Origin of the sequence: Flavobacterium defluvii (genome assembly GCF_900129555.1) — a bacterium.
Taxonomy (GTDB): domain Bacteria; phylum Bacteroidota; class Bacteroidia; order Flavobacteriales; family Flavobacteriaceae; genus Flavobacterium; species Flavobacterium defluvii.
This window is the reverse complement of the sequence record NZ_FQWC01000002.1, coordinates 628,337-652,878: the sequence shown is the minus strand read 5'-3', so window position 1 is coordinate 652,878 and position 24,542 is coordinate 628,337. Positions and strand designations below refer to the sequence as shown.

General features: G+C 31.5%; 25 protein-coding genes. 22 read left to right on the top strand and 3 right to left on the bottom strand.

Annotation, left to right across the window (positions count from 1 at the left end):
- Position 1 precedes the first annotated feature (1 nt).
- The 14 genes from BUC29_RS07040 to BUC29_RS06975 all read left to right on the top strand — a co-directional run bounded on the left by BUC29_RS07040 (position 2) and on the right by BUC29_RS06975 (position 12,958).
- On the top strand, positions 2–736 hold the full coding sequence (locus tag BUC29_RS07040; RefSeq protein ID WP_008463716.1) for a metallophosphoesterase family protein: 735 nt from the start codon (positions 2–4) through the stop codon (positions 734–736).
- Between the two features lie 21 nt (positions 737–757).
- On the top strand, positions 758–1,330 hold the full coding sequence (locus BUC29_RS07035) for a Crp/Fnr family transcriptional regulator (protein ID WP_008463715.1): 573 nt from the start codon (positions 758–760) through the stop codon (positions 1,328–1,330).
- 73 nt (positions 1,331–1,403) lie between these two features.
- The gene (locus tag BUC29_RS07030; protein ID WP_073414693.1) at positions 1,404–1,967 is read left to right on the top strand and encodes a hypothetical protein; all 564 of its coding nucleotides are present in this window, start codon (positions 1,404–1,406) and stop codon (positions 1,965–1,967) included.
- A 33-nt stretch (positions 1,968–2,000) separates the two neighbouring features.
- On the top strand, positions 2,001–2,564 hold the full coding sequence (gene sigZ / locus BUC29_RS07025; protein WP_008463713.1) for an RNA polymerase sigma factor SigZ: 564 nt from the start codon (positions 2,001–2,003) through the stop codon (positions 2,562–2,564).
- Between the two features lie 129 nt (positions 2,565–2,693).
- Positions 2,694–2,867, top strand: a complete 174-nt coding sequence (locus BUC29_RS21495) for a hypothetical protein (RefSeq protein ID WP_157498527.1) — start codon at positions 2,694–2,696, stop codon at positions 2,865–2,867.
- Positions 2,868–3,000: 133 nt separating this feature from the next.
- On the top strand, positions 3,001–3,375 hold the full coding sequence (locus tag BUC29_RS07015; RefSeq protein ID WP_008463711.1) for an ArsR/SmtB family transcription factor: 375 nt from the start codon (positions 3,001–3,003) through the stop codon (positions 3,373–3,375).
- Positions 3,372–3,971 carry a mercuric transport protein MerTP gene (gene merTP, locus BUC29_RS07010; RefSeq protein ID WP_008463709.1) on the top strand — a complete coding sequence of 200 codons (600 nt, stop codon included), beginning with the start codon at positions 3,372–3,374 and terminating at the stop codon, positions 3,969–3,971. Before BUC29_RS07015 ends, merTP begins: the two co-directional genes overlap by 4 nt.
- Positions 3,968–4,174, top strand: a complete 207-nt coding sequence (locus BUC29_RS21695; RefSeq protein ID WP_012025078.1) for a GDCCVxC domain-containing (seleno)protein — start codon at positions 3,968–3,970, stop codon at positions 4,172–4,174. The genes merTP and BUC29_RS21695 overlap by 4 nt, the downstream gene beginning before the upstream one ends.
- Positions 4,175–4,737: 563 nt before the next feature.
- Positions 4,738–5,061: a DUF6660 family protein gene (locus BUC29_RS07000; protein ID WP_012025079.1), complete on the top strand. Its 324-nt coding sequence runs from the start codon at positions 4,738–4,740 to the stop codon at positions 5,059–5,061.
- Between the two features lie 73 nt (positions 5,062–5,134).
- Positions 5,135–7,315, top strand: coding sequence for a TonB-dependent receptor (locus tag BUC29_RS06995; RefSeq protein ID WP_008463705.1), 2,181 nt, complete (start codon positions 5,135–5,137; stop codon positions 7,313–7,315).
- A 4-nt stretch (positions 7,316–7,319) separates the two neighbouring features.
- A complete protein-coding gene (locus tag BUC29_RS06990) occupies positions 7,320–8,108 on the top strand; it encodes a cation efflux transmembrane domain-containing protein (protein ID WP_035691042.1) in 789 nt (262 codons plus the stop codon).
- A 464-nt stretch (positions 8,109–8,572) separates the two neighbouring features.
- Complete coding sequence (locus tag BUC29_RS06985; RefSeq protein ID WP_073414691.1) at positions 8,573–9,769, top strand: alginate export family protein; 1,197 nt, start codon at positions 8,573–8,575, stop codon at positions 9,767–9,769.
- Positions 9,770–10,683: 914 nt separating this feature from the next.
- Positions 10,684–11,301 carry a GNAT family N-acetyltransferase gene (locus tag BUC29_RS06980; RefSeq protein WP_008463702.1) on the top strand — a complete coding sequence of 206 codons (618 nt, stop codon included), beginning with the start codon at positions 10,684–10,686 and terminating at the stop codon, positions 11,299–11,301.
- Between the two features lie 619 nt (positions 11,302–11,920).
- Positions 11,921–12,958, top strand: coding sequence for a hypothetical protein (locus BUC29_RS06975; RefSeq protein WP_073414689.1), 1,038 nt, complete (start codon positions 11,921–11,923; stop codon positions 12,956–12,958).
- A gap of 675 nt (positions 12,959–13,633) precedes the next feature.
- Here BUC29_RS06975 and BUC29_RS06965 read toward each other — a convergent pair.
- Positions 13,634–13,867, bottom strand: a complete 234-nt coding sequence (locus BUC29_RS06965; protein WP_073414685.1) for a helix-turn-helix domain-containing protein — start codon at positions 13,865–13,867, stop codon at positions 13,634–13,636.
- Between the two features lie 101 nt (positions 13,868–13,968).
- Between BUC29_RS06965 and BUC29_RS06960 the strand changes: the two genes are divergently transcribed.
- From BUC29_RS06960 to BUC29_RS06930, 8 genes are all read left to right on the top strand, one after another.
- Positions 13,969–14,325: a hypothetical protein gene (locus BUC29_RS06960; protein ID WP_073414683.1), complete on the top strand. Its 357-nt coding sequence runs from the start codon at positions 13,969–13,971 to the stop codon at positions 14,323–14,325.
- Positions 14,322–14,894: a hypothetical protein gene (locus tag BUC29_RS06955; RefSeq protein WP_073414681.1), complete on the top strand. Its 573-nt coding sequence runs from the start codon at positions 14,322–14,324 to the stop codon at positions 14,892–14,894. Before BUC29_RS06960 ends, BUC29_RS06955 begins: the two co-directional genes overlap by 4 nt.
- A 173-nt stretch (positions 14,895–15,067) precedes the next feature.
- On the top strand, positions 15,068–15,271 hold the full coding sequence (locus BUC29_RS21830) for a hypothetical protein (RefSeq protein WP_167369523.1): 204 nt from the start codon (positions 15,068–15,070) through the stop codon (positions 15,269–15,271).
- The gene (locus BUC29_RS06950) at positions 15,219–16,238 is read left to right on the top strand and encodes a tyrosine-type recombinase/integrase (RefSeq protein ID WP_073414680.1); all 1,020 of its coding nucleotides are present in this window, start codon (positions 15,219–15,221) and stop codon (positions 16,236–16,238) included. Before BUC29_RS21830 ends, BUC29_RS06950 begins: the two co-directional genes overlap by 53 nt.
- Before the next feature lie 2 nt (positions 16,239–16,240).
- On the top strand, positions 16,241–16,543 hold the full coding sequence (locus tag BUC29_RS06945; RefSeq protein WP_073414678.1) for a hypothetical protein: 303 nt from the start codon (positions 16,241–16,243) through the stop codon (positions 16,541–16,543).
- Entirely contained in the window at positions 16,533–17,489 is a 957-nt protein-coding gene (locus BUC29_RS06940) for a hypothetical protein (protein ID WP_073414676.1), read from the top strand. The genes BUC29_RS06945 and BUC29_RS06940 overlap by 11 nt, the downstream gene beginning before the upstream one ends.
- A 430-nt stretch (positions 17,490–17,919) precedes the next feature.
- A complete protein-coding gene (locus BUC29_RS06935) occupies positions 17,920–19,290 on the top strand; it encodes a hypothetical protein (RefSeq protein WP_073414674.1) in 1,371 nt (456 codons plus the stop codon).
- A 1-nt stretch (position 19,291) separates the two neighbouring features.
- Positions 19,292–20,185: a DNA adenine methylase gene (locus BUC29_RS06930; protein ID WP_073414672.1), complete on the top strand. Its 894-nt coding sequence runs from the start codon at positions 19,292–19,294 to the stop codon at positions 20,183–20,185.
- A 188-nt stretch (positions 20,186–20,373) separates the two neighbouring features.
- On the opposite strand, the gene BUC29_RS06925 is transcribed toward BUC29_RS06930, so the two are convergent.
- Together BUC29_RS06925 and BUC29_RS06920 are read right to left on the bottom strand one after the other, a co-directional pair.
- Entirely contained in the window at positions 20,374–21,057 is a 684-nt protein-coding gene (locus BUC29_RS06925; RefSeq protein ID WP_073414671.1) for a 3-keto-disaccharide hydrolase, read from the bottom strand.
- Positions 21,058–21,244: 187 nt separating this feature from the next.
- Positions 21,245–24,490, bottom strand: a complete 3,246-nt coding sequence (locus BUC29_RS06920) for a TIM-barrel domain-containing protein (RefSeq protein WP_073414668.1) — start codon at positions 24,488–24,490, stop codon at positions 21,245–21,247.
- Between the last annotated feature and the right edge of the window lie 52 nt (positions 24,491–24,542).

The window sequence follows — 24,542 nt, the reverse complement described above, 5'->3', positions numbered from 1 at the left end:
TATGAGAATTGCAATAATATCGGATATACATGCGAACTTCCCCGCACTGGAGCAGACTTTAAAAAGTATTGAAGAGCAGAATATTGATGCCGTTTACTGCTTAGGGGATTTAGTCGGCTACAATTTATGCCCCAATGCCGTGATAAATGAGATCCGTAAAAAGCATATCCCTACCCTTGCAGGAAATCACGATGTCAAAGCTGTAGAAATACACAATGACGGCTCAAATGACATTGAAAGCTACGCATATCAGATTGTGGGTAAAGAGCAGATAAAATATCTTTCTGCTCTTCCTGCCCATATTAAACTTGAATACCAGACATCCAACAAACTCATTAAGATACTTATGGTTCATGGCAGTCCTTACAGCAACAGGGAATATCTGCTTGAGGATAAAAATGAGAAAGATTTCACTAACATCTTTCTTGATTCCAATACAGACATTCTTATCTGCGGACATTCTCATCTGCCGTATCATCGCATACTGGAAAATCCCAATAAAAAAGGCAGCTATTTTCATGCCATTAATGCAGGGTCGGTTGGAAAGCCAAAAGATAGAAATCCGGACTGTTGCTATGCAGTGGTAACCATTGAAAAAACCAGTAATCTTTCCAAAAAAGACGGCATAAAGGTGGAATTCGTAAGAGTTCCTTATGATATTGAAAAAGCAGCCCGTGCTATTGAAGAGAGTCCTCTTCCGGACGTTTACGCGTTTATGCTTAGAAAAGCATATTAATGTATTGAAATAAAACCCGCTATGGAAAGTTTTAAATTATTTTTAAAGAGTATCGTCCCTCTCAGCGATCAGGAATTTGAAAAGTACAGTCCGTATTTCAAAACAAGGACATTAACCCGAAACAGTTATTTTGCAGAGATCGGCAAAACCTCACATGAAGCCGCTTTTATAAAAAAAGGGCTCCTCAGGACATATTACATAAATGAAAAATCCGAAGAAGTGACTTCCTGCTTCTGCGCAGAAAATAATTTGACGGCTTCCTACAAGAGCTTTATTTCGCAGCTGCCTTCGGAACTTTCCATTCAGGCTGTAGAAGATACCGAACTTATAACAATCAGTTACAATGACCTGCAGATTCTCTATCAGAAGAGTGCTCTCTGGCAGAATATCGGAAGGTCAATTGCCGAGCGGCAGTATATGGTGATGGAGCAGTATGCCAGTGTTTTGTGCAATGAAAGCGCAAAGGAAAAATACATGCGCATGCTTGAGGAACAGCCTGCCGTTATAAACAAAGCTTCAGTAAATGATATTGCAAGCTATCTAGGAATAACACGCAGGACGCTGAGCAGGATCAGAAAAGAAATTACCCAGTAAATTCGAGGACATTTGTCCTTTTTGCTGATTATACTTTCCAATAGTTTTGCTTTTATAACCAATTTAAAATAAAATGGAAACAGCAATTATCATTTCATCCTTCTTTCTTGTTCTTTTTGCAGTCTTAGCCTTATATGATGGCGTTTATCTGCATATTTTCAAATACCAGCTCCATAATCGGGAAGAAAGCAAAACCGAGCATATTACCCATACTTTGAGAGCTGTTTTCTTTCCGGCAATCCTTTATTTTCTGTTCTTGAAACAGGATAATCATACTAGTTTTGTAATAGGTTTAACCATAGTTCTTTTGGATATAATGGTGCTAGGGTACGACGCTTTTATAGAGAAAGACAGCAGGCAGTTTATGGGAGGGCTTCCGCGCTGGGAATATATTGTCCATTTATTCGTAAATGGGTTTCATTTTGCGTCAATTGCAGTTTACCTCTCCATCAGACTTACTTTTCAAAATGGGGAAATAATGATTTCTAATATCAATCAATCTCCAGGCTTCTTCAATTTGTTAATTGTAAATCTTTTACCCGGAGCTATCGCAATGGCAATTCTTCATGTTTTCTTATGCATGCCAAAAACAGCCCATATCTGGAATAATTTCAGAGCTAAAATCAATTGTTGCTAATCCTGCTTTCTTAATAAACAGAACATAAAATCTATGAGTTTGGAAATAAATACTATTCACAATCAGTTTTATATCATTTTGGGCAGGTATATTAAGGCTCATATTAATGATACCGACGATGCATCTGATGTTTTGCAGGAAGTTTTTATAAAGATAAACGAGAATTTAGGATCACTAACTGACGAAGGCAAACTAAAAAGCTGGATTTTCACGATCACAAGAAATTCCATTATTGACTATTATAGAAAAAATTCCAATAATAAAAAATCAGAGCTGACCGATTGTATGATGCAAAAAATAATGCATGAAACAGATCTTGATACTTCGGAAGGCCTGGACTGTTGTCTGATAAAATTCATTGAACGGTTGCCGGAAGACTATCGGGACATTATCATGGATAGCGAAATACATGGAATTAAACAGAAAGACTTAACAGAAAAATACAGCCTTGCCTACCCTTCCATCCGTTCTAGAGTGCAAAGAGGCAGATCCAAATTAAAGGAAATGCTTCTGGATTGCTGCAGTATTGAATTAGACCGCCGTGGAAATATTATGAACGTTACCTCTAAAAAATCATGCAGCGGAGGAAAATGCTGATAACACCGAATCATTTTTGAAAACTTCATATATAGAAAATTCAGGCTGTTAAAAAAAAAAAATCAGCAAAGCCTGCATCATTTTTAGATTAGTGCGTCTTAAGTAGTATTAATCATTAAAATTAAAATTATGAAAAACAAAATGTACATTACTCTTGCAGCATTGGTATTGTCTGCTGGAAGTATCTTCGCTTATGCGAACTTATCAAAAACTGATGCAAAGAAAAACTGCACTGAAAAATGTTCTACGCATTGCTGTAGTGACGATTCGGGAACTTGTGCTCCGAAAGATTGCAAAAAGTAATATTTCGCTTTACTGTTTAAAAGACAACTCAAAAAGTTGTCTTTTTTTATGGGCAGGAATCATTCAAAATTTTAATTCAATTATTTTGTATTTTAGCATTTGCTTAAATAAGCAAAAAGTATAAATTTGCATTATGGAAGATATAATTTGTATACGACAGCAAGCAGATATTAAACAAATAATCCGCTGTAAAGACAGAGTATCAGAACTCAATACCTCATTTGACTATTTATCAAGTGGGCTTGAATTGGCTGGCAATAATGTGAGATTAAGAATTCTCTTTTTACTTTATGAAGAAAAACAGCTCTGTGTCTGTGACATAAGTGATATTCTTGAAATGAGTATTTCTGCAATTTCACAGCACTTACGGAAACTAAAAGACAGAAAACTTATTGAAACTAAACGGGAAGCGCAGACCATTTTCTATTCATTGACAAAGGAATATGAAAAAATGCTGAAACCTTTCTTCGAAATTTTAGCACAAAATGAAATTTTAGAAAAAATATGAAAACAGAGAATAAAATGATCGGAGCCGGATTTTTCACAGCATTAGCTGCTTCATTGTGCTGCATTACTCCCATATTAGCATTAGTTGCCGGAACAAGCGGGATTGCTTCTGCTTTTTCATGGCTTGAACCAATGAGGCCTTATTTCATCGGCCTGACTGTTATAATTATTGGTTTATCTTGGTATCAAAAGCTGAAAACTAAAAAGCTGATAGACTGTAACTGCGATAGAGAAGAAAATACGAAATTCGTTAATTCAAAAATGTTTTTAGGAATAATTACAGTAATTGCAGCCCTCATGCTTTCGTTTCCTTACTACTCAAGCATTTTTTATCCAAATACAGAAAAGAAAGTCTTGGTCGTGAAAAAGACCAGCACTCAAAAAGCTGAGTTTAGAATAAGCGGAATGACTTGTGCCAGCTGTGAAAAACACGTGAATCACGAAGTGAATAAATTGATTGGAATAATAAATTCAAATGTAAATTATACTAATGGTAACGCAATTGTAGAATTTGATAATTCCAAAACTACTATTAATGAAATTGAAAAAGCAATAAATTCAACAGGCTATACAGTAACTAACAAAAAATTAAAATGAAAATCGTTCTACAATCAATAATAACCTGCCCCCTTTGCTCCCACAGTAAAGAAGAAACTATGCCAACTGATGCATGCCAATTTTTTTACGAATGTGAGAACTGCAAACAAACTCTTAAACCAAATCAAGGTGATTGCTGTGTATATTGCAGTTATGGAACTGTGCCATGTCCACCAATTCAGCAAGATAAAAAATGTTGCTAAATTGAATAATTTCTAATGGACAATAGATTATCATATACAAATTTTGATTATAAAATTTTAAGAATAATAATTTAAATTTACTGATGACATTTTTTTTCGCTCTCTTCAACTTAAATCTATAAGTTATTATGACAGAAATCACATCTATTACTGAATTAACGATTTTTAACATTTAACCCTTACGATACATACAAACCGCTTATCAACAAACTTTTAAAATAATTATCTTACAAATTCACTTGAAAATAAGCTAATTTCTTTAAATCGTTCATAAAATGATTTGTAAATTGTGAACTAAACGTCACTTCTTAAAAAAACGTTAATTCCGAGGAATTAGCGTTTTTTTTATGCTTTTAAATTGTATTTAACCAGACTTTTACCTATAAATATATATGGTTTGAATATTTTAAAAGGTGACTTGACAGAATACAAACCACTTTAATCCTTGTTATATAAGACTAGCACAATAATTTTATATTTATATTAACAAAAAAACAGAAAACTTAGCCGAAAGAAAAACAATTACATGAAATTACTAAGTAAAATATTTATAATTTTGACGCGTGAAAATATGGGTAACAATATTATCGTTCATTGTACTGTTTCTTTCGACAGTACCTTGCTCTGCGTTTGCTAAACACTCTGAGTGTAGAGTGGAAAAAAACTGCAAGGGTGAGTCTCATGACTGCGGTGATGAATGCAATGGAAAATGTTCGCCATTTTATTCCTGTGGAACCTGTATTGGTTTTACAATAAACTTTAATTCTTCAATTATTACCGAAAAATTAGAATTCACAATTGAAGAAGCTTCACAGACACTATCATACTATAAATTTGTCGATTCTTCTTTCATCTGCAAAATCTGGCAGCCTCCTAAAATTTCTTAATAAAATACCGCTTTTACCTGCTTAACTTCAATTAAGCGGGCTTATCACCTTTATTAACATTAAGAAATCACAAATGTTTAAATATATTTTATTGATTGTGGCAATAGCATCTATTGGCACTGTACAGGCACAGAATAAAATCACATTCCATATAAAAAATACATCAACCAATGAACCTGTAAAAGGTGCTTCAGCTAAAATTGAAGAAACCAATGAAGTTTTGTCATCAGATAATAATGGTAACATCATTATCGAAAACCTTAAAAATGGAGACTACACATTATCGATCTCAATAGAGGGTTATGCTCCCAATAAAACACTTTTTAAAGTGCCTGCAGCTGTCAATTTTATAGAAATTGCATTGCAAAGTGAAATGGAAGAAGAAGCCGAAGAAATGAAAGAAATAGTGGTAACTTCTACAAGAGGTACAAGAACAATCAGCAATATTCCAACCAGAGTTGAGTTTATAGCAGGAGAAGAACTTGAAGAAAAAGCAAATATGAAACCGGGGGATATCCGTATGATGCTTAATGAAAGTACCGGAATCCAGACCCAGCAGACTTCAGCTACTTCTGGAAATTCTTCAATCAGAATTCAGGGACTAGACGGACGATATACACAAATCTTAAAAGATGGTTTTCCTGTATACTCAGGTGCATCAAGCGGACTGGGATTGCTGCAGACTCCTCCGTTAGATTTAAAACAGGTTGAGATAATTAAAGGTTCTGCCTCTACCCTTTACGGAGGTGGTGCAATTGCAGGTTTGGTTAATCTTGTATCTAAAACCCCTACCGAAGAAAGAGAATTGCGATTTCTAATTAATGGGACTTCCGCTCTTGGTTTGAATATTAATGGTTTTTATTCCCAGCAGTTTGATAAAATTGGATTGACTGTTTTTGCATCTCATGACCGAAACGCTCCTTATGACCCTGCTGATATACAGCTTACTGCGATTCCAAAATTCGAACGCTTTAATTTTAATCCAAAACTTTTTGTCAATTTTAATGAAAACACTAAACTAAATTTTGGCATTAATACAGTTTTTGAAAATCGTATCGGCGGGAATATTGACTATATAAAAGACGAAAATAAATACCCTGACAGTTATTTCGAAAAAAATAAAACGCAGAGAATAAGCACTCAGTTCACCCTTACTCATAAATTTAATGATCAGGAATCTATTACCATTAAAAACAGTTTTAATAATTTCAGCCGCATTATAACTATTCCTGACTATATTTTTGATGGCCTGCAGAACAGTACTTTCTCAGAAATCAGCTATTCTAAAAATGGAGAAATTGCAGAATGGGTTGCTGGTGGAAATTTATATACTGACAAGTTTACTGAAAACAGCCAGACAGCTTTTCCATTAAGAAACTATAATCAGATCACTTATGGTGCTTTTGTTCAGAATACCGTCAAAGCTAAAGAATGGCTGGATATCGAGACTGGTCTTCGAGGTGATTATGTTGTTGATTACGGATTCTCATTATTACCTAGAATCTCAGCTTTATTTAAAATTAATTCCAAACTTACTTCACGACTTGGTGGCGGTTTAGGCTACAAAACACCAACTATTTTTACCGAAGAAAGCGAGCGTATTCAATATCAAAATGTACTCCCTATTAATAGTGATTTCAATAAACTTGAAAAAAGTTACGGACTTAACTTTGATGTGAATTATAAAACTAAAATTACCGAAGATATTTCATTATCATTGAATCAATTATTCTTTTATACAAATGTTGATAATCCACTGATTTTAACTTCGCTTCCTAATGACCTTTACCAATTTGTAAATATTAATGGATATTTAGATACAAAAGGAACAGAAACAAATGTGAAATTAGGCTATAAAGATTTTAAACTATTTGTTGGGTACACTTTTACTGATGCTTCGATAGACAACAATGGCATAAAATCTCAAAATCCTTTAACTGCTAAACACAGATTAAATAATGTTTTGATGTATGAAGTCGAAGATAAATGGAAAGCTGGTTTAGAAGCTTATTATTACAGTCCTCAAAAGTTAAGTGATGGTACAACTGGAAGGGAATATTGGATTTTCGGCTTCATGGTAGAAAAGCTTTGGGAAAATTTTTCAATTTTTGCCAATTTTGAAAATTTTACTGATACCAGACAGACAAAATTTGGAAGTATCTACACAGGACCAATTTCAAATCCTGTTTTCAAAGATATTTATGCACCGTTAGACGGATTTGTTGTAAATGCAGGTATTAAGATTAAAATATAGTCTTATGAAAAAAAGTATATATAATATAAGAAAAATGGATTGTCCCAGTGAGGAACAATTAATACGAATGAAGCTCGCTGGTTTAGAACAAATCAAACAGCTTGATTTTGACATTGCAAACAGAAGATTAAAGATCTATCATACGGACGACGACACTCTTATAACAAATGCAATTGATACTCTTAATCTGGACAGCACTCTGCTGGCATCAGAACATACATCAGAACATGTAGAGACAAACAGTGACTCACAGCAAAGTAAGTTATTATGGCAGGTTCTCATTGTAAACTTTTCATTCTTTCTAATAGAGATAATTACAGGTTTTATATCCAATTCGATGGGATTGGTTGCCGACAGTTTGGATATGTTCGCCGATAGCATTGTATATGGTTTAGCTCTGTTTGCTGTCGGGAGCACAGCTTCAAGAAAAGGAAGTGTAGCAAAAATAAGTGGTTATTTTCAGATTGGTCTTGCAGTTTTGGGACTTATTGAAGTTTTAAGAAGATTTGTAGACTCAGACCATATTCCTGCATACGGAACTATGATAATAGTTTCATTATTTGCACTTGTAGGTAATTCGTTATGCCTTTACCTGCTTCAAAAATCTAAAAGTAAAGAGGCACATATGGAAGCTAGTATGATTTTTACTTCGAATGATATTGTAATTAATATGGGAGTCATAATTGCTGGTATATTAGTATACTTTACTAATTCAATGGTACCCGATCTTATTATTGGTGTTTGTGTGTTTTTCATAGTCGCTAGAGGAGCATTAAAAATATTACAGTTATGATATTTGGTAATTTAAAAGTATAGAATGTTCTTCAAAATTATTTTTTTTATCGCTGCACCAATAGAGAAACCAAAAAAAATCTGTTTCACACAAATTGTGAGACAGATTTTGATCTTCTTTAACAGCGACGGGCAGTATTTTCCAGCTTAACATTGCTGCATGCATGGAGTATTGGTAATAATCATCGTTCAGGCTTTTGCATTTGTCATAGATTCTTTGGTAGAAGTGCCGGCTCTAATCGCATTACTGATTTAACAGAACAAATTATAAATGCGGATTATCAAACGTAATTATAATATTGTAAATATGAATACTATTATTACTTTTATACACTAATTCTATAGGATATTAGAAGTATGATAGTCAAAATACTTGCGAGTAAAAAAATCTTATTACTTTTTATTAATTTATGTGTATTTCAATTATACGCACAGCAAAAAAATAGCTTATCCCAACAGTTTCTAATGAATATTGAAATCAGACCAAGAGTCGAATATACTTCAAATTATTTTCTTCCTCCCAACGATTCAATTGATCCTTATTTTATTATTACCCAGAGAAACAGAATTTCTATGCAGTATGCTAGAGAAAAATGGCTTATTAAATCCGATTTACAGGAAATTCATCTTTGGGATGAAAACAGCAAAGCTTCCAAAGTTGGAAGCATTAATTTTTATCAATTGTATTTTGAGACTAAGATTAAATCTCTAAATGTACGATTGGGAAGGCAAAGTGTTTTATTAGATAATGGCAGATTATTTTCTGATGCTCCTTGGGCACAGCAAGGGAGAGCCCATGAAGGAATACGGATAATGAAATACTCAAAATATTTCTCTAATGATTTTTTCTTTTTGTTTACCAGAAACTACAGCACTGAATTTGAGTCAGCCTACTCTCCTGTTGCATCAAATAGGTATAAATACCTGTTGGTAAATAGTCTCAATTACAATAACAATCATGGATTTTCATTTAATTCATTGAATGCTGTTGATTTTTTAGAAAACTCAAGTTCAGGGAAATTGTATACTCGTGCAACAGCAGGCGGAAGAATAGAATTTAAAACGAAACAATGGTATTATACTTTAAATTCATATTGGCAGTTTGGACGTAATTCAAAAGGTCAAAAATTATTTGCTTACTATTTTCAACCTGAAGTTAAATTATCTCTATTGAAATCTACTTGGCGTTTAGGTGCAGAAATAATTAGTGGCAGCAGTCCTAATCTATCAGATAATAGTTCGGGAGATTTTGATGTCTTATATGGCGTGACATGGAAGTTCAATGGAAATATGAATGTCTTTACCCGTTTTCCCTCCGACGTTAACGGAAAAGGTTTAGTAAATCCTTATCTATTTACCGTAATTCCCTTAAATAGTAAACTATCTCTTCGTTCTGATTTTCACCTTTTTTATACTCGATACCCGCTTTTAAATAATTTGGGTCAAAAAATGACAAAGTTTCTTGGATATGAAAATGATTTTTCTTTGAAGTACTTACCTGTCAAAGAACTGGAAATTAATTATGCCTTTTCTTTTTATAAATCAACAAACGCAATGCAATATCTGCCAAAAATACAAGATGAAAATAAACTTGCTATTTGGAGCTACTTAATGATTTCATATTCTTTTAACGCGATCAATTTAAAGCATTATAAAAATTAAATAAAATAATATCCTGTATTAAATCTTACACAATTAAAAAATCTAAAGTTTGTTTTATCTGAAAGGTTGAATTATATCATCAACAAATTTTGATATTCATTTTCTTAAATAAATATTTTATTTTTAATCACTATATTTTATCTGGATATGCAAGTATCTACCCAACAAATAATTATTACAGCTAAAAGATAAAAGCATAAAGTTATTTAACGTTTTTCAATACATACCCTAACGATACATGCAAACCGCTTCAAAACAAAAAATCAAAAAATTATCTTACAAATTCACTTGAAAATAAGCCAATTTCTTTAAATCGTTCATAAAATGGTTTGTAAATTGTTCAGTAAGGGTCACTTAAGGAGACAACTAGACAATAGTTGTCTCTTTTTTTATGCCCAAACATATAGATTTTTCAAGCCTTCACAGCCTAATATTTGCGGTTCGATTTTTTCACAAGAAATTCTTAGTCTGTTTGAAATAAACAGTCTTAAAGTGGCGCTATCAGAGATTTAATCGAAGCTGAACGGTGGTTCGAAATCCCATTAAGGATATAGGATTTTTTTCTCTTTTGGTTTATCGTAATTTTTTGATATTAAATATTGTTGCGCAACATAGATTAAAAGTTGATTTATTTCTGATTAAAAAAAAGACTATTGCCTAGTTTTTTTTTGATATTTTATCCTCAGAGGAGTTTATAAAAAAACGATAACAATTTTTCAACAAGAATGTTAAAACAAAAAAATAAAGCCCAAAATATTAAACTAATTAACTTATAATTTGACACAAAAGCTAAGTAGCTAAGATTCGTATTTTTAGCTTTTATTTCATATTATGGTTATCTGAAAAATTAAAAAATCTCACTATATATTCATACTTTTACTGTATATTTTTGCAAAACTGTAATTCCAAAAACCGTGAATTTTTTATTTGAAAACGATATACAGCTTGAGAACGATTTTGCGCTACTAAGACCATTAATGGAAAATGATCTAATAAATCTTTTTGCTGCTGCTACAGCTGATACAGATTTACTGCAATATTCTCCCTCTCCTATTTATAATAAAGAGTTATTAGAAAAATATATTGGAAAAGCGTTAGAAAATAGATTATCTAAAAATCGTTATACGTTTTGCGTATTTGATAAAATTAGAAATAAATATGCAGGCTGTACAAGTTATCTTAATATTTCCAATGCAGATGACAGACTGGAGATTGGAGGCACATGGTATGCCAAAGAATTTCAAAAGACAGGTTTAAACAGAAATTGTAAATTCCTGCTGTTAGAATATGCTTTTGAGATCCTTGGAGCTGAAAGAATTGAATTCAAAACTGACGAAAGGAACATAGCATCTCGAACAGCGATTGAAAAAATAGGAGGAAAATTTGAAGGAATATTAAGGAACCATACGCTAATGTCTGACGGATTTAGACGAAATACCGTTTCTTACAGCATGTTAAAAGATGAATGGGAAAAAATTAAAAAGGATGAAGTATTTAATTCAATTCCAAAAAAAAAGAACATTTGTAAGTAAAAAGGTAAACACTATCTTCACCTTTTTACTTTAACCTTAAGATAGATTTTTAATAAGCGAAAGGGACGACTTTTGCGACACAAATCCTAAATCGCATAAAGTAATTCATAGAGCCAAAGAAAGACAATCCTGCCTTAACTTAGAACATTCTTTTAAAATCCTCCATAAATTTTGTAAATTTATATATCAGTTTAATGCGATAAATCAATTGAGTTTTTACAATTTTTGCATCAATCCTCAACGGTACATCTAAACCAAAATTATAAAGCCAATGAAAGACAGGCTTTACATGTAGTAAGCCAATCTCTTCAAATCTTCCAAAAAATTTATTGTAATTTGTCCCGTAGAGGTCACGAAATTGAAGAATGAATAATTCTTAAAACAGATAGAAACCCGCTTTTAGCGGGTTTTTTATTGGACATTGTTAGACTTTAATGGACAATAATAGACACTTTTCGTCCCCCTATAATTCCCCCTTTAAGATAATTGAGTATAAAAAGCATATACTATGTCTTTTTCCTTTAAAACACCATAAAAAAACAGGGCTTGTTTTAGTAGGTATTTTTTTAATTTTTTTATTAAATTTGAAATTACCAAAAAAAACTATAAACCTTTAAGCATGGCTAGAAATCCTAAAATTGAATTTTTTAAAATAAAATTAAATTCTACTAAATCTGATAGCACTATAACTTTTAGAGAAATATATACCGAACTATACAATATTAAGAACCCTAAAAATACCGTCCTTCATCCTCCTGAAAAAAAATTAATGAAGACTTTTTTAGAACATCTATTCAATAATATTAGTGGGAAATTTAAAGTTGATAATACCAAAAAGAAAGCTTTTTATGTTAAAAAAAATGCTAATGAAAAAAATACAAATGTAAAATTCGGAACAGACAATTCCATTATACATGGACTAATAAAAGGTGGTCCATATGACACAGGAAAAGAAGAAGGTGACTTAAACAATCCTTTAGGAGAAAATAAGAAATTAAAAAAAGCCTCAATTCTTCTTGATGATTTTTATTTTTTACTTTATACGCCTATGGACAAAGAAGTAGGAATTCTAATTTTGCAAAATTATACTTCTGATCAAATTGCCGATATATTCAAACCATTTGTAAAAGGACTTTTTAGAGTAGAAAAAACATCTTATAATGCATATTTACAAGAATTCATGCCAGCTAAAATGCAAAAAGAATTTAAGGAAAATAGTGCAATTAAAAAGTTTGTGTTTTCGAACAAGTATTTAATAAGCGACCTAGATGAAGATGTTATATCTACAGGTAAATTTACTGTACAATTAACCATTTCTTCTTCGGACAATAATATCAATATTGACAACTTACCTTATTGGAAGAAAATAATGCGAAAAATCAAATTTGATATACCTGGAAATGACCCGAGATTTGTAGAGTCATTTAACAACCAAAAAGCTTACATAAAAGACGAGGCATCTAAATCAAACCCTACTCCATTTAGTCTTGATGATGATTTATTAAAAATACAAGCAACTATCTATTTAGAAAATCATATAGGACTAGAGGAAAACAGAATTCCAAAATGGAATGAATTAGAAAAATTTGCTCAAAAAACATTAAAAGAAATAGTATTGCCAGAGGTCTATCCTGAAGATTACATTGATGAAAATTAAAAATTATATAAAAAGTAATATTTTTAAAATATTGGCAGAGAGCTACAAATGGAGGAATCGAAATTTGCTAGAAGCAAACAACTTTAAAAGTCCAAAACTATCTACCTCTAAAATTATTACATCCAATAAGTATTCCATTCTTATCGGGTTGATAATTTCTTTATTTGTTAAAAATTTATTTAGCGAAAATATTACAACCTTTATAATGACGTCCCTATCAATATTTATTGGTCTTTTTATATCAATCTTAATACTAATTTTTGACAAATTCCTTGGCCACAACGAAAATTACAAAAGAAATCTTGCTGAAAAAAATAAAGACCCAGACCTAAAAGCAAATTTTATAAGAACCAGAAACTTTACTCGAAGATTTGTTTTTGTTTTACTAGAAGCACTAATAATAGCATTTACAACCATTTTACTTCTACTAATTACTCTATTGTTTAATGATTTGTTTTTACAAAATCTTCTAGATTGTAGATTCACCTACTATAAATATATCGGATTTGAAAATATCTGTTTATTTCTACAAAACTGCTTGCTTATAATTACAAAGACTATAATTGCAACCCTGATGATTAGATTTTGTGTTTTTCTTTTTTTCCTATTTGGAGCTTTAGGAGAATACATGAAGGGAGTCTTATATGGGAAAGTGAATACTTAATATCAATGATATTACAAATCTTTAAAAAACTCCTCTAAAGATATTTTATGAATCTCCAAAACCTTGATTAAGGTTTTTAAAGTGATATTACTTCCAGATTCGATACGCCAATATTGCACCCTATTTAAATTGTTATCGAAAGCAAACGTTTCATAGCTCGTGTAACCCTTTGATAATCTGATTTCTTTTAACTTTTTGGAAATCTGATTGATTTTTAATTCGATATTTTTCTCTGAATTTTCCATAAACCGAAAATTCTCACTAAAACCGCATATAATTTACCGCATATATTATACAATTTACTATTTTAGCTGAAAAATACTTCTCTAACTGTAATATTGTAAAAATGAATGAGGCTGAAATTTACATAGAATGGAAACCATTACTTATGTGTTTTGTAGCAATAACAATTGCAACCTTAATAATTATATCCATTGTCATTCCTGTAAAAATGGCAATAAAAAGAGGCAGAAGCAGCTTCGGTTGGTTTATCTTCTGTTTATTTTTCTCTCCTTTCTTGGCTATAATCATAATCGCTCTCTTAGGCGAGACTGATGAAAAAAGAAGAGAGCGAATCATTGAAGAAGAAAAACTACGAAATAAATACAGAGACCCTGCTCCTACAAATTCTCAAAACAATCTTGAAAAATGGTTTCAAGAAAATCCAGGCAAAAATTTAAATGATTATTACAATAAGCGATGAAAACAAAACTACTATTAGCATTCTTAATTGCAGTCAATACTATTCCTGTTATTTCCCAAACTTTAAACACTAAAGTTGGAGACCAAATACAAGGAGATTTTAATGGCGATGGAAAACTCGAATATGCTTTTCGGGCACAAGTTACAAAGGGACACGGAAATTCTGTTGAAGATGGTATTCCTGATAATTACGAAATACAATTTAGTGATAAAACAATAAAATCTATAAAAGCAAATTGTTGTTGGTTTAAACTTATAAATGAAGGAGATTTAGATAAAGATGGAACTGACGAGTTTTCAATCATACAAGCTCCCGAAAATGGTTGTATTGGCACTGTAACTACTTACACTATAAAAACTAAGAAAAGTTATAAATTATTCCCTAGCTTCTCTATTTTTTGGTGCGCCGAACTTTCTGATTCGCAATTACAAAAATTAGTTGTGCGAGAGAATAACACGATTTACTATTACCTTGCTGATCCCAATGACACACATTTGCTAAATGAAGCTGGCGACAAAATACGGTTTGAAAGACTCAAAAAAGTAAAAGCTAAAAATGTAATATTTTAATATAAAACCCAATAAAAACAAGCGATTTCCTAAGAATCGCTTTTTTCATAGCCTGTTTTGAAATGTTAATTTTTTCTTAAAAGAGTGGTTTTGCCCAAAAAAAAGATTGACAAACTGGTATTACTAAATAAAAGCATTCCCAATATAATAAATTTTAATAAAAATTTTAAAATATGAGAAACTCATTTTCTGTAAAAACTATCCTTCGAAAAGATAAGTGGAAATCCGATGACATTAATAGACATCCACTCTATTACCAGATAATTTTTAAATCTGGCAAAACAAAATTACCCTCTGGTAAATATGTCAACATAAATCAATGGGATGAAAAAAAAAAGGTGTGTAAAAGATTCTCTCCTAAAGAATATTTTAATTAAAGAAGAAAATAGAATTTACAACATTCTTTTAAGTATGGAAAATGGTGACGAGCCATTTACTTTAGAAAATGTAAAAAACAGAATAAAAGGCACTGTCGAAGAAAAAATTAACCCTGATTTCTATTATCACTTTGATGGATACTTTAAAATAAAATTTGGGCTTGGAGAATTAAGCGACGGTACTAAATATCACTATGAGCTATTTAAAAAACAATTAAAAGAATATAAACCTAAACTGTTTTTAAACGAGATCAACACAAAATTTATTGATGACTTTGTTTACTACTTAAAAACTGAAAAAAATGTTGGAAACAGTGGAATTGGAACAAGATTGAAATGTTTCTCTGCTGTATTAAACAAGTTTGTAGTAGATGAGCTTATAAGTTACAACCCATGCAAAAATGTAACCCGCCCCAAAGAAAACAAGCGGGATACTTTTCTTAATCAAGCTGATCTAAAAAAAATCGTAACCGCCGATTTAAAAATGGGCAATTTAACCAAAGGCCTTGAAATAACCCGCAAACTATTCTTGTTCAGTTGTTATACTGGCTTGAGATATTCTGATGTAATGAATCTGAAGAAAGAAAACATCGTTGACAATCAGAAAATTAAAATTACTATGCTAAAAACAAAGGAAGAAGTTACAGTGTATTTAAATGACTATTCTTTAAAAATATTAAAAACGGCAAACTTAGCCAGCAAAAAAGACAAAGACTTTGTTTTCGAAAGAAGGGAAAATGTTTCAGTAAACAGAGATTTAAAACTTATTGGAATGAGAGCCAAGATTAAAAAGCATTTAACTTTTCACGTCGCCAGACATACTTTTGGATCTATACTAGCAATAAACAAAACCCCAATTAACCTGATAAAGGAATTTATGGGGCATAAAGATATAAGAGTCACACAGATTTATATGAATTCTGACGAAGAAACATCGAAAAAAGTAATGAATACTGTAATATTTTAAACATGGAACAATTAAATCAAAAGCTTATCAAACGAAAATTACTCGAATTAGCTAAAACAAAAAGATTGTTGGAAGTAGAAAAAGCGAAAGACCGAGATGATATTGTAAAAGCTCTAACACCCAAGCTTCCAACTGACATATTAAACCTAAAAACTATAAAAAGCGATTATGGTTACAGCTCAAGAACAATCTACAGATACAGAGCAAAAGGATTGAAATTTGCGAAAAACTCTTCTAAAGGGTTTGTATATGTAACAAGAGGCGATTTAGAAAACTTTATAAAACAAAATTTATATGATAGATAGAATTAAACTAATGGCGAAAGATATCGATGCAAATTTTTTATTAAATAATTTCCAATGGGAAGATGTAATAATCGATGATGCTCCTTTTAAAGAAGGCAAACAAGCTAATTTAAATAATAAATCTAGTAGATACGGCTTGAGAATGTTATTGTCCAAAAACTTAAATACTAAGACATATACTCTTACAATTGATGGAAGTGTTAGAAAATGGTATTTAAACGAAAATGATCGAAGAGATTTAAATATTGTACAATTTGAAGACTGTATAGAACTATTGGGTAAAAAAACAGGTTTAAAGAAAGGGGAAGTTTGGAAAACATTCAAAGTAACAGCTTTAGAAGTTGGGGTAACTTTATTATTAAAATCCTGTTTCCGAAATATTATGAATTGTTTTGTAAAATATCGAAATGCTAATAGGTGCGATAAATTCAAGACAACTGTATATTTCCACTTTAAAAATTATGACATTTTACTTTACGATAAATTTGATCAAATGAAGGGAAATAAAATTTTGACCAAAAAAGAAACTAATGTTTTTAATAAATTTCACTTTTTACGTTTTGAAATAAGTGCTACTAGAGTATCCAATACAACTTTTGCAAAGAAATTTGACACTTTAGAATTGATAAAAAACAATTGGTTTGAACTGTCAATTATTTTAAATGAATATCTTAACAAGATGGAATTTATTGACTTAATTTCTGATGAAAATTTAATTGAACCAAATACAATATTGGACTTTAATCGCCAAATCAAATTTTTAGGGATGAAATCTATGGGTATTCTTAGTACTCTCGAAGCTTTTAAAAAAATTGAACTGAAAAATAACAGAAGTAAACATCTTAACGAATTACTTAATATCTACAGATCGTTTATTTCCAACAGCAGAGATTATAAAGGCGAGTTAATGTTCGCATTAAAAAAGAAAACTGATCGACTTCTCTAATAAGATACATATTACATATATTATTACCTACCAAATAGCCAAGTAGCATAATAAAGTAGAACAAACATTATAGACTAAAATTATATAAAAGGCATTATTAAAATGAACAAGCGGATTTAGAAACTACAAGTAAAGTTTTCTATTTCCGTTTTGTTTATTAATATAAACTGCTAATGATAATGATTACTAGATTTAAAAGCGAAATTTACTTAAAATTTAATCGGATAGATTTTTTATAAATACCTAAGAATATAAGTTTATGATGATTAACACTAAAATTAATCGATTTTAGCTTTGTTTAAGATAGTTTAAACAAAAGAATAAATCTTTAGAAATTTAATGCTTAAAAGTGCCTGTTTTGCAATAGTTTTAGTTAACAGATTTTAATAATAATTTTTGTATTATTGTAAATCATTAAAAATAGGTATTTGTGAACTACGAAACTAAGCTAATTAAAATATCGAATTTAAAAATAAATTCTGAGAACCCTAGATTTGAAACAGTAGAAAATCAGAGAGAGGCTATTACTAGTATTATAGAGAACCAAAAGGAAAAGCTTATTCGTCTTGGGGATGATATTATTGAACATGGATTAAATCCTGCCGATTTAATTATTGTTACACCTGATTTAAATGATAAAAATACTTTTATTGTACTAGAAGGCAATAGAAGAATAACTACTTTGAAAATTCTAAATAATCCCAATTTAGTTTCGGCGACTACGATGAATGGGTTATTAAATCGTTTTAAAAAATTATCTGACAAATTTAACGAAAATCCTATCTTTAACGCCCAATGCGTTGTCTTTGAGAATGAAATGGAGGCTATGAAATGGATTCGTCTAAAACATACTGGAGAGAATGAAGGAGTTGGAACTGTTACTTGGGATGCCCAACAAAAAGCAAGATTTGAAGAAAAAATAAATGGAAAATCGAGTTATGCCCTCCAAATAATTGAACATTTAAAAAATGATGTTAGTTTTGACGAAAATTTAAAGTCTGAGTTAGCCAAAATGCCTTCTTCTAATTTACAAAGATTATTAACTGACCCGAATGTTAGAAAAACAATTGGACTCGATATTAAAAGTGGAAAAATTGTTACATCGTATTCTGCTGACGAAATAAGAAAACCATTAACTAGGATTGTAAGAGATTTAACAAATCCAGAATTTACCGTAAAGCAAATCTATTACAAAGAAGACAGAGATAAATACATTGAAACTTTTGATAATCTGGATATTCCCATTAAAGATAATAGTATTGGAGAATGGGAAATAGACGGTAAAAATTATAAAAAATCTATTAGTTCTAGTAGCACAACAATTGAAGAAGCCCCTGCAACAAAAAAAGTAACAAATGTTCCTTTATCTACTAATAGAAAAACGTTAATACCAACAAGTTGTATAATTAAAATTAAAATACAGAGAGTAAATAAAATATACAGAGAACTTAAATCTATTAATGTAGATGAATACGAAAATGCTGTATCAGTTCTATTTAGAGTTTTTATTGAATTAAGTGTAGATTCTTTTGTAGAAAGCAAAAGTCTAGATTGTACTTCCAATGATAAATTAGCTTTAAAAGTTGGAAAAGTAGTTGAGTATTTAACCAACAATACTAATATAACAAGCCAACAATTATCGCCTGTAAATACATCTCTATCTAATAAAAACTCCTATCTTTCGATGGTAACCTTTAATCAGTATGTCCATAATAAACATGCTATACCAAGTCCTAAAGAATTAAAAATATCTTGGGATGGTCTTGAACCATTTTTAGTTAAATTATGGGAAACAATATAATATGAAATTTTTTTCACCATTACGGTATCCTGGAGGGAAACTTAAAGTTTCGCAATACATAAAATTATTAATTGATACCAATAATCTTAATGATGGGCATTATGTTGAACCTTATGCGGGTGGAGCCTCTGTAGCCCTTGATCTTCTAATTAACGAATACGTTTCTAATATACATATCAACGATATTGATTTAGCAATATATTCGTTTTGGCATTCTACTTTGTACGATACCGAGAATTTTTGTAAATTAATAAATGATACGGTTGTTAGTGTAGAAGAATGGAAAAAACAAAAATTTATTATAAAAAATAAGGATCAGTTTTCTGCTTTAGAAATTGGATTCTCTACTTTCTTCTTAAATCGCACAAATAGGTCGGGAATATTAAATGCTGGAATGATCGGTGGAAATGAACAAACTGGTAATTGGAAAATTGATGCCCGATACAATAAAACAGACTTAATAAAGAGAATCGAGTTAATTAATAGATTTGAAGATAGAATAAGCTTAAATAATATGGACGCTGTTGAATATGTCCAAATGATTGATAATACTTTACCAAATAATACATTAATTTATCTAGACCCTCCATATTACAAAAAAGGAAAAGAACTATATATTAATTATTATAATCACGAAGACCATAAAGAAATTGCTGATGTTGTAAAAAAATTAACTAATAGATATTGGTTGGTTTCCTACGATAATGAAACGGCTATTAAAGAGTTATATTCTGGATTTAGACAAAAAATATATTCTTTAAATTATAGTGTTGGAAAAGCTTCTAAAGGTTCTGAAGTTATAATTTACAATGATAAGTTATTCGTTCCTGAAATTGAAAACCCTACTGATAAGAAAGAAATTTCGAATTTTATAAAATCTGAAATTTATCTTTGATATTCCCCCTATAATTCCCCCTTTACAAAATTAGCTTTTGTAATGCCTTGTAAATATTGGGAAGAAAGACTTAAGTTACGACCCTGTCGAGGTCACTACTAAGGGACAAAAGATTATTTTATCTTTTGTCCCTTTTTTTTTGGAAGTTATATTTTTTTAGCTTTTGAGTACACCTTTCGTTAGTGGTTTCAATGAAGTTCTTTTATCAGGATATTACGATACCAAACATTGTTTCCGTGATCTTGCAGCGCTATTTTTCCTTTTTTGAATGTCCCAAATCCAGACCAGTCGGCAAATTTACTTTCGGCTATTAACTTTTTAAAGTTTTCGTCCCAAAGTGCTGTTTGTACTACGACAACTCCATTTAAAATTAGGGTTAATTTTCCTTTATTACTGATAACTTCGGCTTTATTCCATTCTCCAACTGGTTTTACTGGTTCTGATTTACTTTTAATTAAATCGTATAAATCTCCTGCACGATGTTTCGTGATTTTTCCGTCGGGATGACCGCCGTTATCCAGGACCTGCATTTCGAGGCCTGTACTAAATGTATTGGGATATTTTTGAGGATCTTCATTCACATAAAAAATTATACCGCTGTTGCCGTTTGGTGATATTTTCCATTCTAGTTTTAGGTGGAAATTCTCAAATTCTGCATTGGTTACTAAATCTCCTCCCTGCCCGTCTTTTGCAGCATCGGGATTAAAATGCAATAATCCTTCTTCAACATTCCAAGTAGCGCCGGCTGAATTTTTGCCATAAGTGTGCCAGCCATTGGTTGTTTTCCCATCAAAAAGAGGTTTAAATCCTTTTTGTGCGTGAATTATTTGTGTGAAAGATAAAATCAAAACTGCAGCTATAACTTTTTTCATGTGGTTAATTTTTTATAGATAAACTGATTTTTTTATTTTCAGTCTTTCCGATTAGTAAAATTTATTAATATTTTATTGAAAGCAAGTGTTTTAGATTTGCGTACTTAGTAAAAATAATAAAAAAGGATGAGCAAAATGTTCATCCTTTTTATGTTGGTACATTCTTCTATTTCAAAAAAACATAGATTTAAATAGACGGAAATATACTTGTTTTAGCAATTTTATCTGATGAAAAATCAACAGAAAGCCCTGCTCCATAGCTTTCCTGAAAATATTCTAATCGAATTGGCACAAGTCCTTTTTTTAAGATTATTTCAGATTTTTTTTCATCGAAACCATGCAATCCGTCATTATCAATAAGCAATTGGTTATTGATGTAAAATTTACTTCCGTCATCAGAAGAAACATAAAAAGTATATTTTCCATCTTCCGGAACATTGATATAACCATTGTAAACTAAACCATAATTATTGTCGTCATGATTAATTTTGTTTAAATCAAAATCTGGTGCATATCCTTTTTCAACCGGAGTGAGTTTAGTAAAGTCAGGCATTTTACTCCATTTTCCTTTGTACAAACTATAGTTTAAACCTGTTTTTTTATTGTAAAATATTTTAGAAATAACAGAACTCGCTGAACCTTCAGCCGGAACTGCAATCGCATTTATACGTGCCGGAACTGTTACTTCAAATGCTTTTGTATAAAGCTGTGAATTATGTGTTGGCACAGATCCGTCTGTTGTATAATATATTTTCTCAGTTCCTTTTTGAATAAATTCAACTTTTGCTTTTGTATCAGACTCTAATTCACTTTCTGTGATTTTGAATTCCGGTCTTTCGGCAATTTTTCCGTAAATTTTTAACAATTCGTAATATGGTTTATAGACTTTATTGGTTTCACTAATTGATTGAATGGTCAATAAGGCACTGTTCCAGCGATCTGAAAATCCATCAATTTGTTTTTTAATATCTGTGATATTATATTCGATATTTTGACCAAACTGAGAAAGTGACATAATTTCAAATGGACTGTATAATCCATCATTCCAATTGTTTAACAAACGAAATGCTTCAAAATTTTTCATGTATTTAATCTGTCCTTTTTTTCCTGAAAGTAATTGCTGATCGTAATCCGGAAATTGTACCTCAACAGAAACTGTTTTATTTGTTGGAGATTCAGGCAAATAAACACGTGTTTCAAAATCGTTTCCGGCATATGACCATGTTCCTATTTTAGCTTCTTCGCTGTATGGAATATTTTGTCCGTTTACAATTACCTTTTTTGGAGGAAATGAACATGGAAAACGAAGTTCATAGCCTCTTGAAGTCAGCATTCCCGGAAATGATCCTTCTACCGGTGCAATTACAATATTGGTTTTATTTGCTGTTTGTTCTGAAGTTACAGACGTATATGTAAAAGCATTTTTCTTGAAATTATTGTTATTTCCTTCATCTTCATAAAGCTTCAATGTTCCTTTTTTTCCCGGATAAAAAGCAAGAATTAAAGGATTTAGAGGTTTTTCATCTGTTCTTTCGACTTTTGACTGCATCGGGATAATAGCTCCTTCTTTTACAAAAACCGGAATATCTCCCAAAGTAAAAGGCATTGTAACTTTTTTGCCGCCTTTTATAATGTTTCCTGTACTCAATTCGTACCACTTACCTTCTGGCAGCCATGTTTCATGTGTCAGGAAAACATTTCCTTTTTCTATAGGTTTTGTAATTGGATGCACGATCATATCGCGCCCAAACATATACTGATTAGGGATTGAATATGAATTTTCTTCTTTTGGATAATCATAATACATTGGATGAACGGTAGAAACTCCGGTTTCATATGTATTTCGTGCTTCATTATATAAATATGGAACCAAGGAATATCTCATTTGATAAGCTTCTCTCATGATAAGAAAATTATCTAACGGATAAGCCCAAATGCGTCTTTCGTGCTGTGGAGCTGCAGTTGCATGGGTTCTAAATATCGGACTGAAAACACCCCACTGAATCCATCTCGTATATAGTTCTGCAGTTCCTGCATCACCTTGATGTCCGCCAATATCATGACTCCAATAACCAAATCCAACATTGGCAGCAGTAGCTGTAAAATAGGGCTGATAATTTAAAGACTCCCAGGAAACATGCGTATCGCCTGAAAATCCAATTTGATATCTGTGATTTCCAAGTCCGCCCCAGCGATGAAATATAAGCGGACGCACTTTGTTCTGACGTTCCATGTCGCTGTAATGTACATAGTTTAAGTAAATCGTAGGGTTAACGCCGGGAATATTGGTATTTCCCCATTGCTGCCAGTCGAGCCACCAAAAATCTACACCTGCTTTTTCGATGGGATGCAATACCAGATTCATATAATTGGTTGCAAATTTTTTATCAGTAATATCAAAAGGCACATATTTTTTGGTCGCAGGATCGATTCCCATTGCTTTTGCCATTTCAGGATAAACTTCTTCAAAAGGCTGAATTCCTGAAGCCGGATGCAAATTTAAACATGTTTTAAGATGCTGTTCATTCGTCCATTTTAAGAATTTTTCAGGAGAAGGAAATAAGTTTTTATTCCATGTAAAACCTGTCCAGCCCGAATCTTCTCCGGCCTGATCTCTTTGTCTTTGTCCGTTTTTGAAAAACTCAGGAAGTGATTTTACATGCCAGTCCATATCGATTACAAATACATCAAGCGGAACATCATGCATCTTGAACTCTCCTACTAAATCACGAAATTCAGTATCCGAATATTCTCGGTATCGTGACCACCAGGCACCAAAAGCAAATCGTGGCGGCATGGCTATTTTACCAGCAATATCAGTGAAATCTTTTAAGGCCGCTTTATAATCTGAATCATAAGCAAAAAGGTATAAATCCTGTGGTTTATCTCCCGGACGCGCCATAACCCACGGCCACTCTGAATTGTCAAAAAGCGGGCGTTCGCTGTCGTCTATTAAATACCATCCATCACGAGAAATTATACCTTTTTCCAATTCTTTTGCAGGACCGTCTACTCCATCTAATGTTCGGGTTGTTCCTAACAAGTTTTTAGTATTGGCCAAACCTGGTTTCCATATTACCGATTTTCCATTTACTGTAAAATCTACGCTCAGGTTTTTTTCATTAAAATTACCTGAACCTGTTTTGTATTTAAGTTTTACGACATCGGTTACAATTTGTAGTACACCATTACTTTCTTTTTTAGTAAAAGATGGTACAGGAAGGTTTCGGTTTACAAAGGTCAGCGAAGCATTGTCTGTAAACTTTCCGTCTGAACTCCATTCCATACGAATTACACGCGGAGAAAGTACTGTAAATCTGGCATTGCCTGATACCACAACTGCCTTTGGGTTGGCTTCGGGCTTATATTCCTGAGCTGATAAGGCTGCGGAAGCAAGACAAATAATTGTAACTAAAAATTGTTTTGTTTTCATATTTTATTTTAAAAATTAATCTTAAATAAATACTTCAAATCTTTTCGTTAAA

Coding starts and splice junctions, on each gene's coding strand:
- BUC29_RS06990 (WP_035691042.1), top strand. CDS start 7,320: ATGAAAAAAAGTATATATAATATAAGAAAAATGGATTGTCCCAGTGAG.
- BUC29_RS06995 (WP_008463705.1), top strand. CDS start 5,135: ATGTTTAAATATATTTTATTGATTGTGGCAATAGCATCTATTGGCACT.
- merTP (WP_008463709.1), top strand. CDS start 3,372: ATGAAAACAGAGAATAAAATGATCGGAGCCGGATTTTTCACAGCATTA.
- BUC29_RS07040 (WP_008463716.1), top strand. CDS start 2: ATGAGAATTGCAATAATATCGGATATACATGCGAACTTCCCCGCACTG.
- BUC29_RS06985 (WP_073414691.1), top strand. CDS start 8,573: ATGAATATTGAAATCAGACCAAGAGTCGAATATACTTCAAATTATTTT.
- BUC29_RS21830 (WP_167369523.1), top strand. CDS start 15,068: ATGAGAAACTCATTTTCTGTAAAAACTATCCTTCGAAAAGATAAGTGG.
- BUC29_RS06940 (WP_073414676.1), top strand. CDS start 16,533: ATGATAGATAGAATTAAACTAATGGCGAAAGATATCGATGCAAATTTT.
- BUC29_RS07015 (WP_008463711.1), top strand. CDS start 3,001: ATGGAAGATATAATTTGTATACGACAGCAAGCAGATATTAAACAAATA.
- BUC29_RS06975 (WP_073414689.1), top strand. CDS start 11,921: ATGGCTAGAAATCCTAAAATTGAATTTTTTAAAATAAAATTAAATTCT.
- BUC29_RS07035 (WP_008463715.1), top strand. CDS start 758: ATGGAAAGTTTTAAATTATTTTTAAAGAGTATCGTCCCTCTCAGCGAT.
- BUC29_RS07030 (WP_073414693.1), top strand. CDS start 1,404: ATGGAAACAGCAATTATCATTTCATCCTTCTTTCTTGTTCTTTTTGCA.
- BUC29_RS06945 (WP_073414678.1), top strand. CDS start 16,241: ATGGAACAATTAAATCAAAAGCTTATCAAACGAAAATTACTCGAATTA.
- BUC29_RS06920 (WP_073414668.1), bottom strand. CDS start 24,490: ATGAAAACAAAACAATTTTTAGTTACAATTATTTGTCTTGCTTCCGCA.
- BUC29_RS06965 (WP_073414685.1), bottom strand. CDS start 13,867: ATGGAAAATTCAGAGAAAAATATCGAATTAAAAATCAATCAGATTTCC.
- BUC29_RS06960 (WP_073414683.1), top strand. CDS start 13,969: ATGAATGAGGCTGAAATTTACATAGAATGGAAACCATTACTTATGTGT.
- BUC29_RS21695 (WP_012025078.1), top strand. CDS start 3,968: ATGAAAATCGTTCTACAATCAATAATAACCTGCCCCCTTTGCTCCCAC.
- BUC29_RS06955 (WP_073414681.1), top strand. CDS start 14,322: ATGAAAACAAAACTACTATTAGCATTCTTAATTGCAGTCAATACTATT.
- BUC29_RS06950 (WP_073414680.1), top strand. CDS start 15,219: ATGAAAAAAAAAAGGTGTGTAAAAGATTCTCTCCTAAAGAATATTTTA.
- BUC29_RS06925 (WP_073414671.1), bottom strand. CDS start 21,057: ATGAAAAAAGTTATAGCTGCAGTTTTGATTTTATCTTTCACACAAATA.
- BUC29_RS21495 (WP_157498527.1), top strand. CDS start 2,694: ATGAAAAACAAAATGTACATTACTCTTGCAGCATTGGTATTGTCTGCT.
- BUC29_RS06930 (WP_073414672.1), top strand. CDS start 19,292: ATGAAATTTTTTTCACCATTACGGTATCCTGGAGGGAAACTTAAAGTT.
- sigZ (WP_008463713.1), top strand. CDS start 2,001: ATGAGTTTGGAAATAAATACTATTCACAATCAGTTTTATATCATTTTG.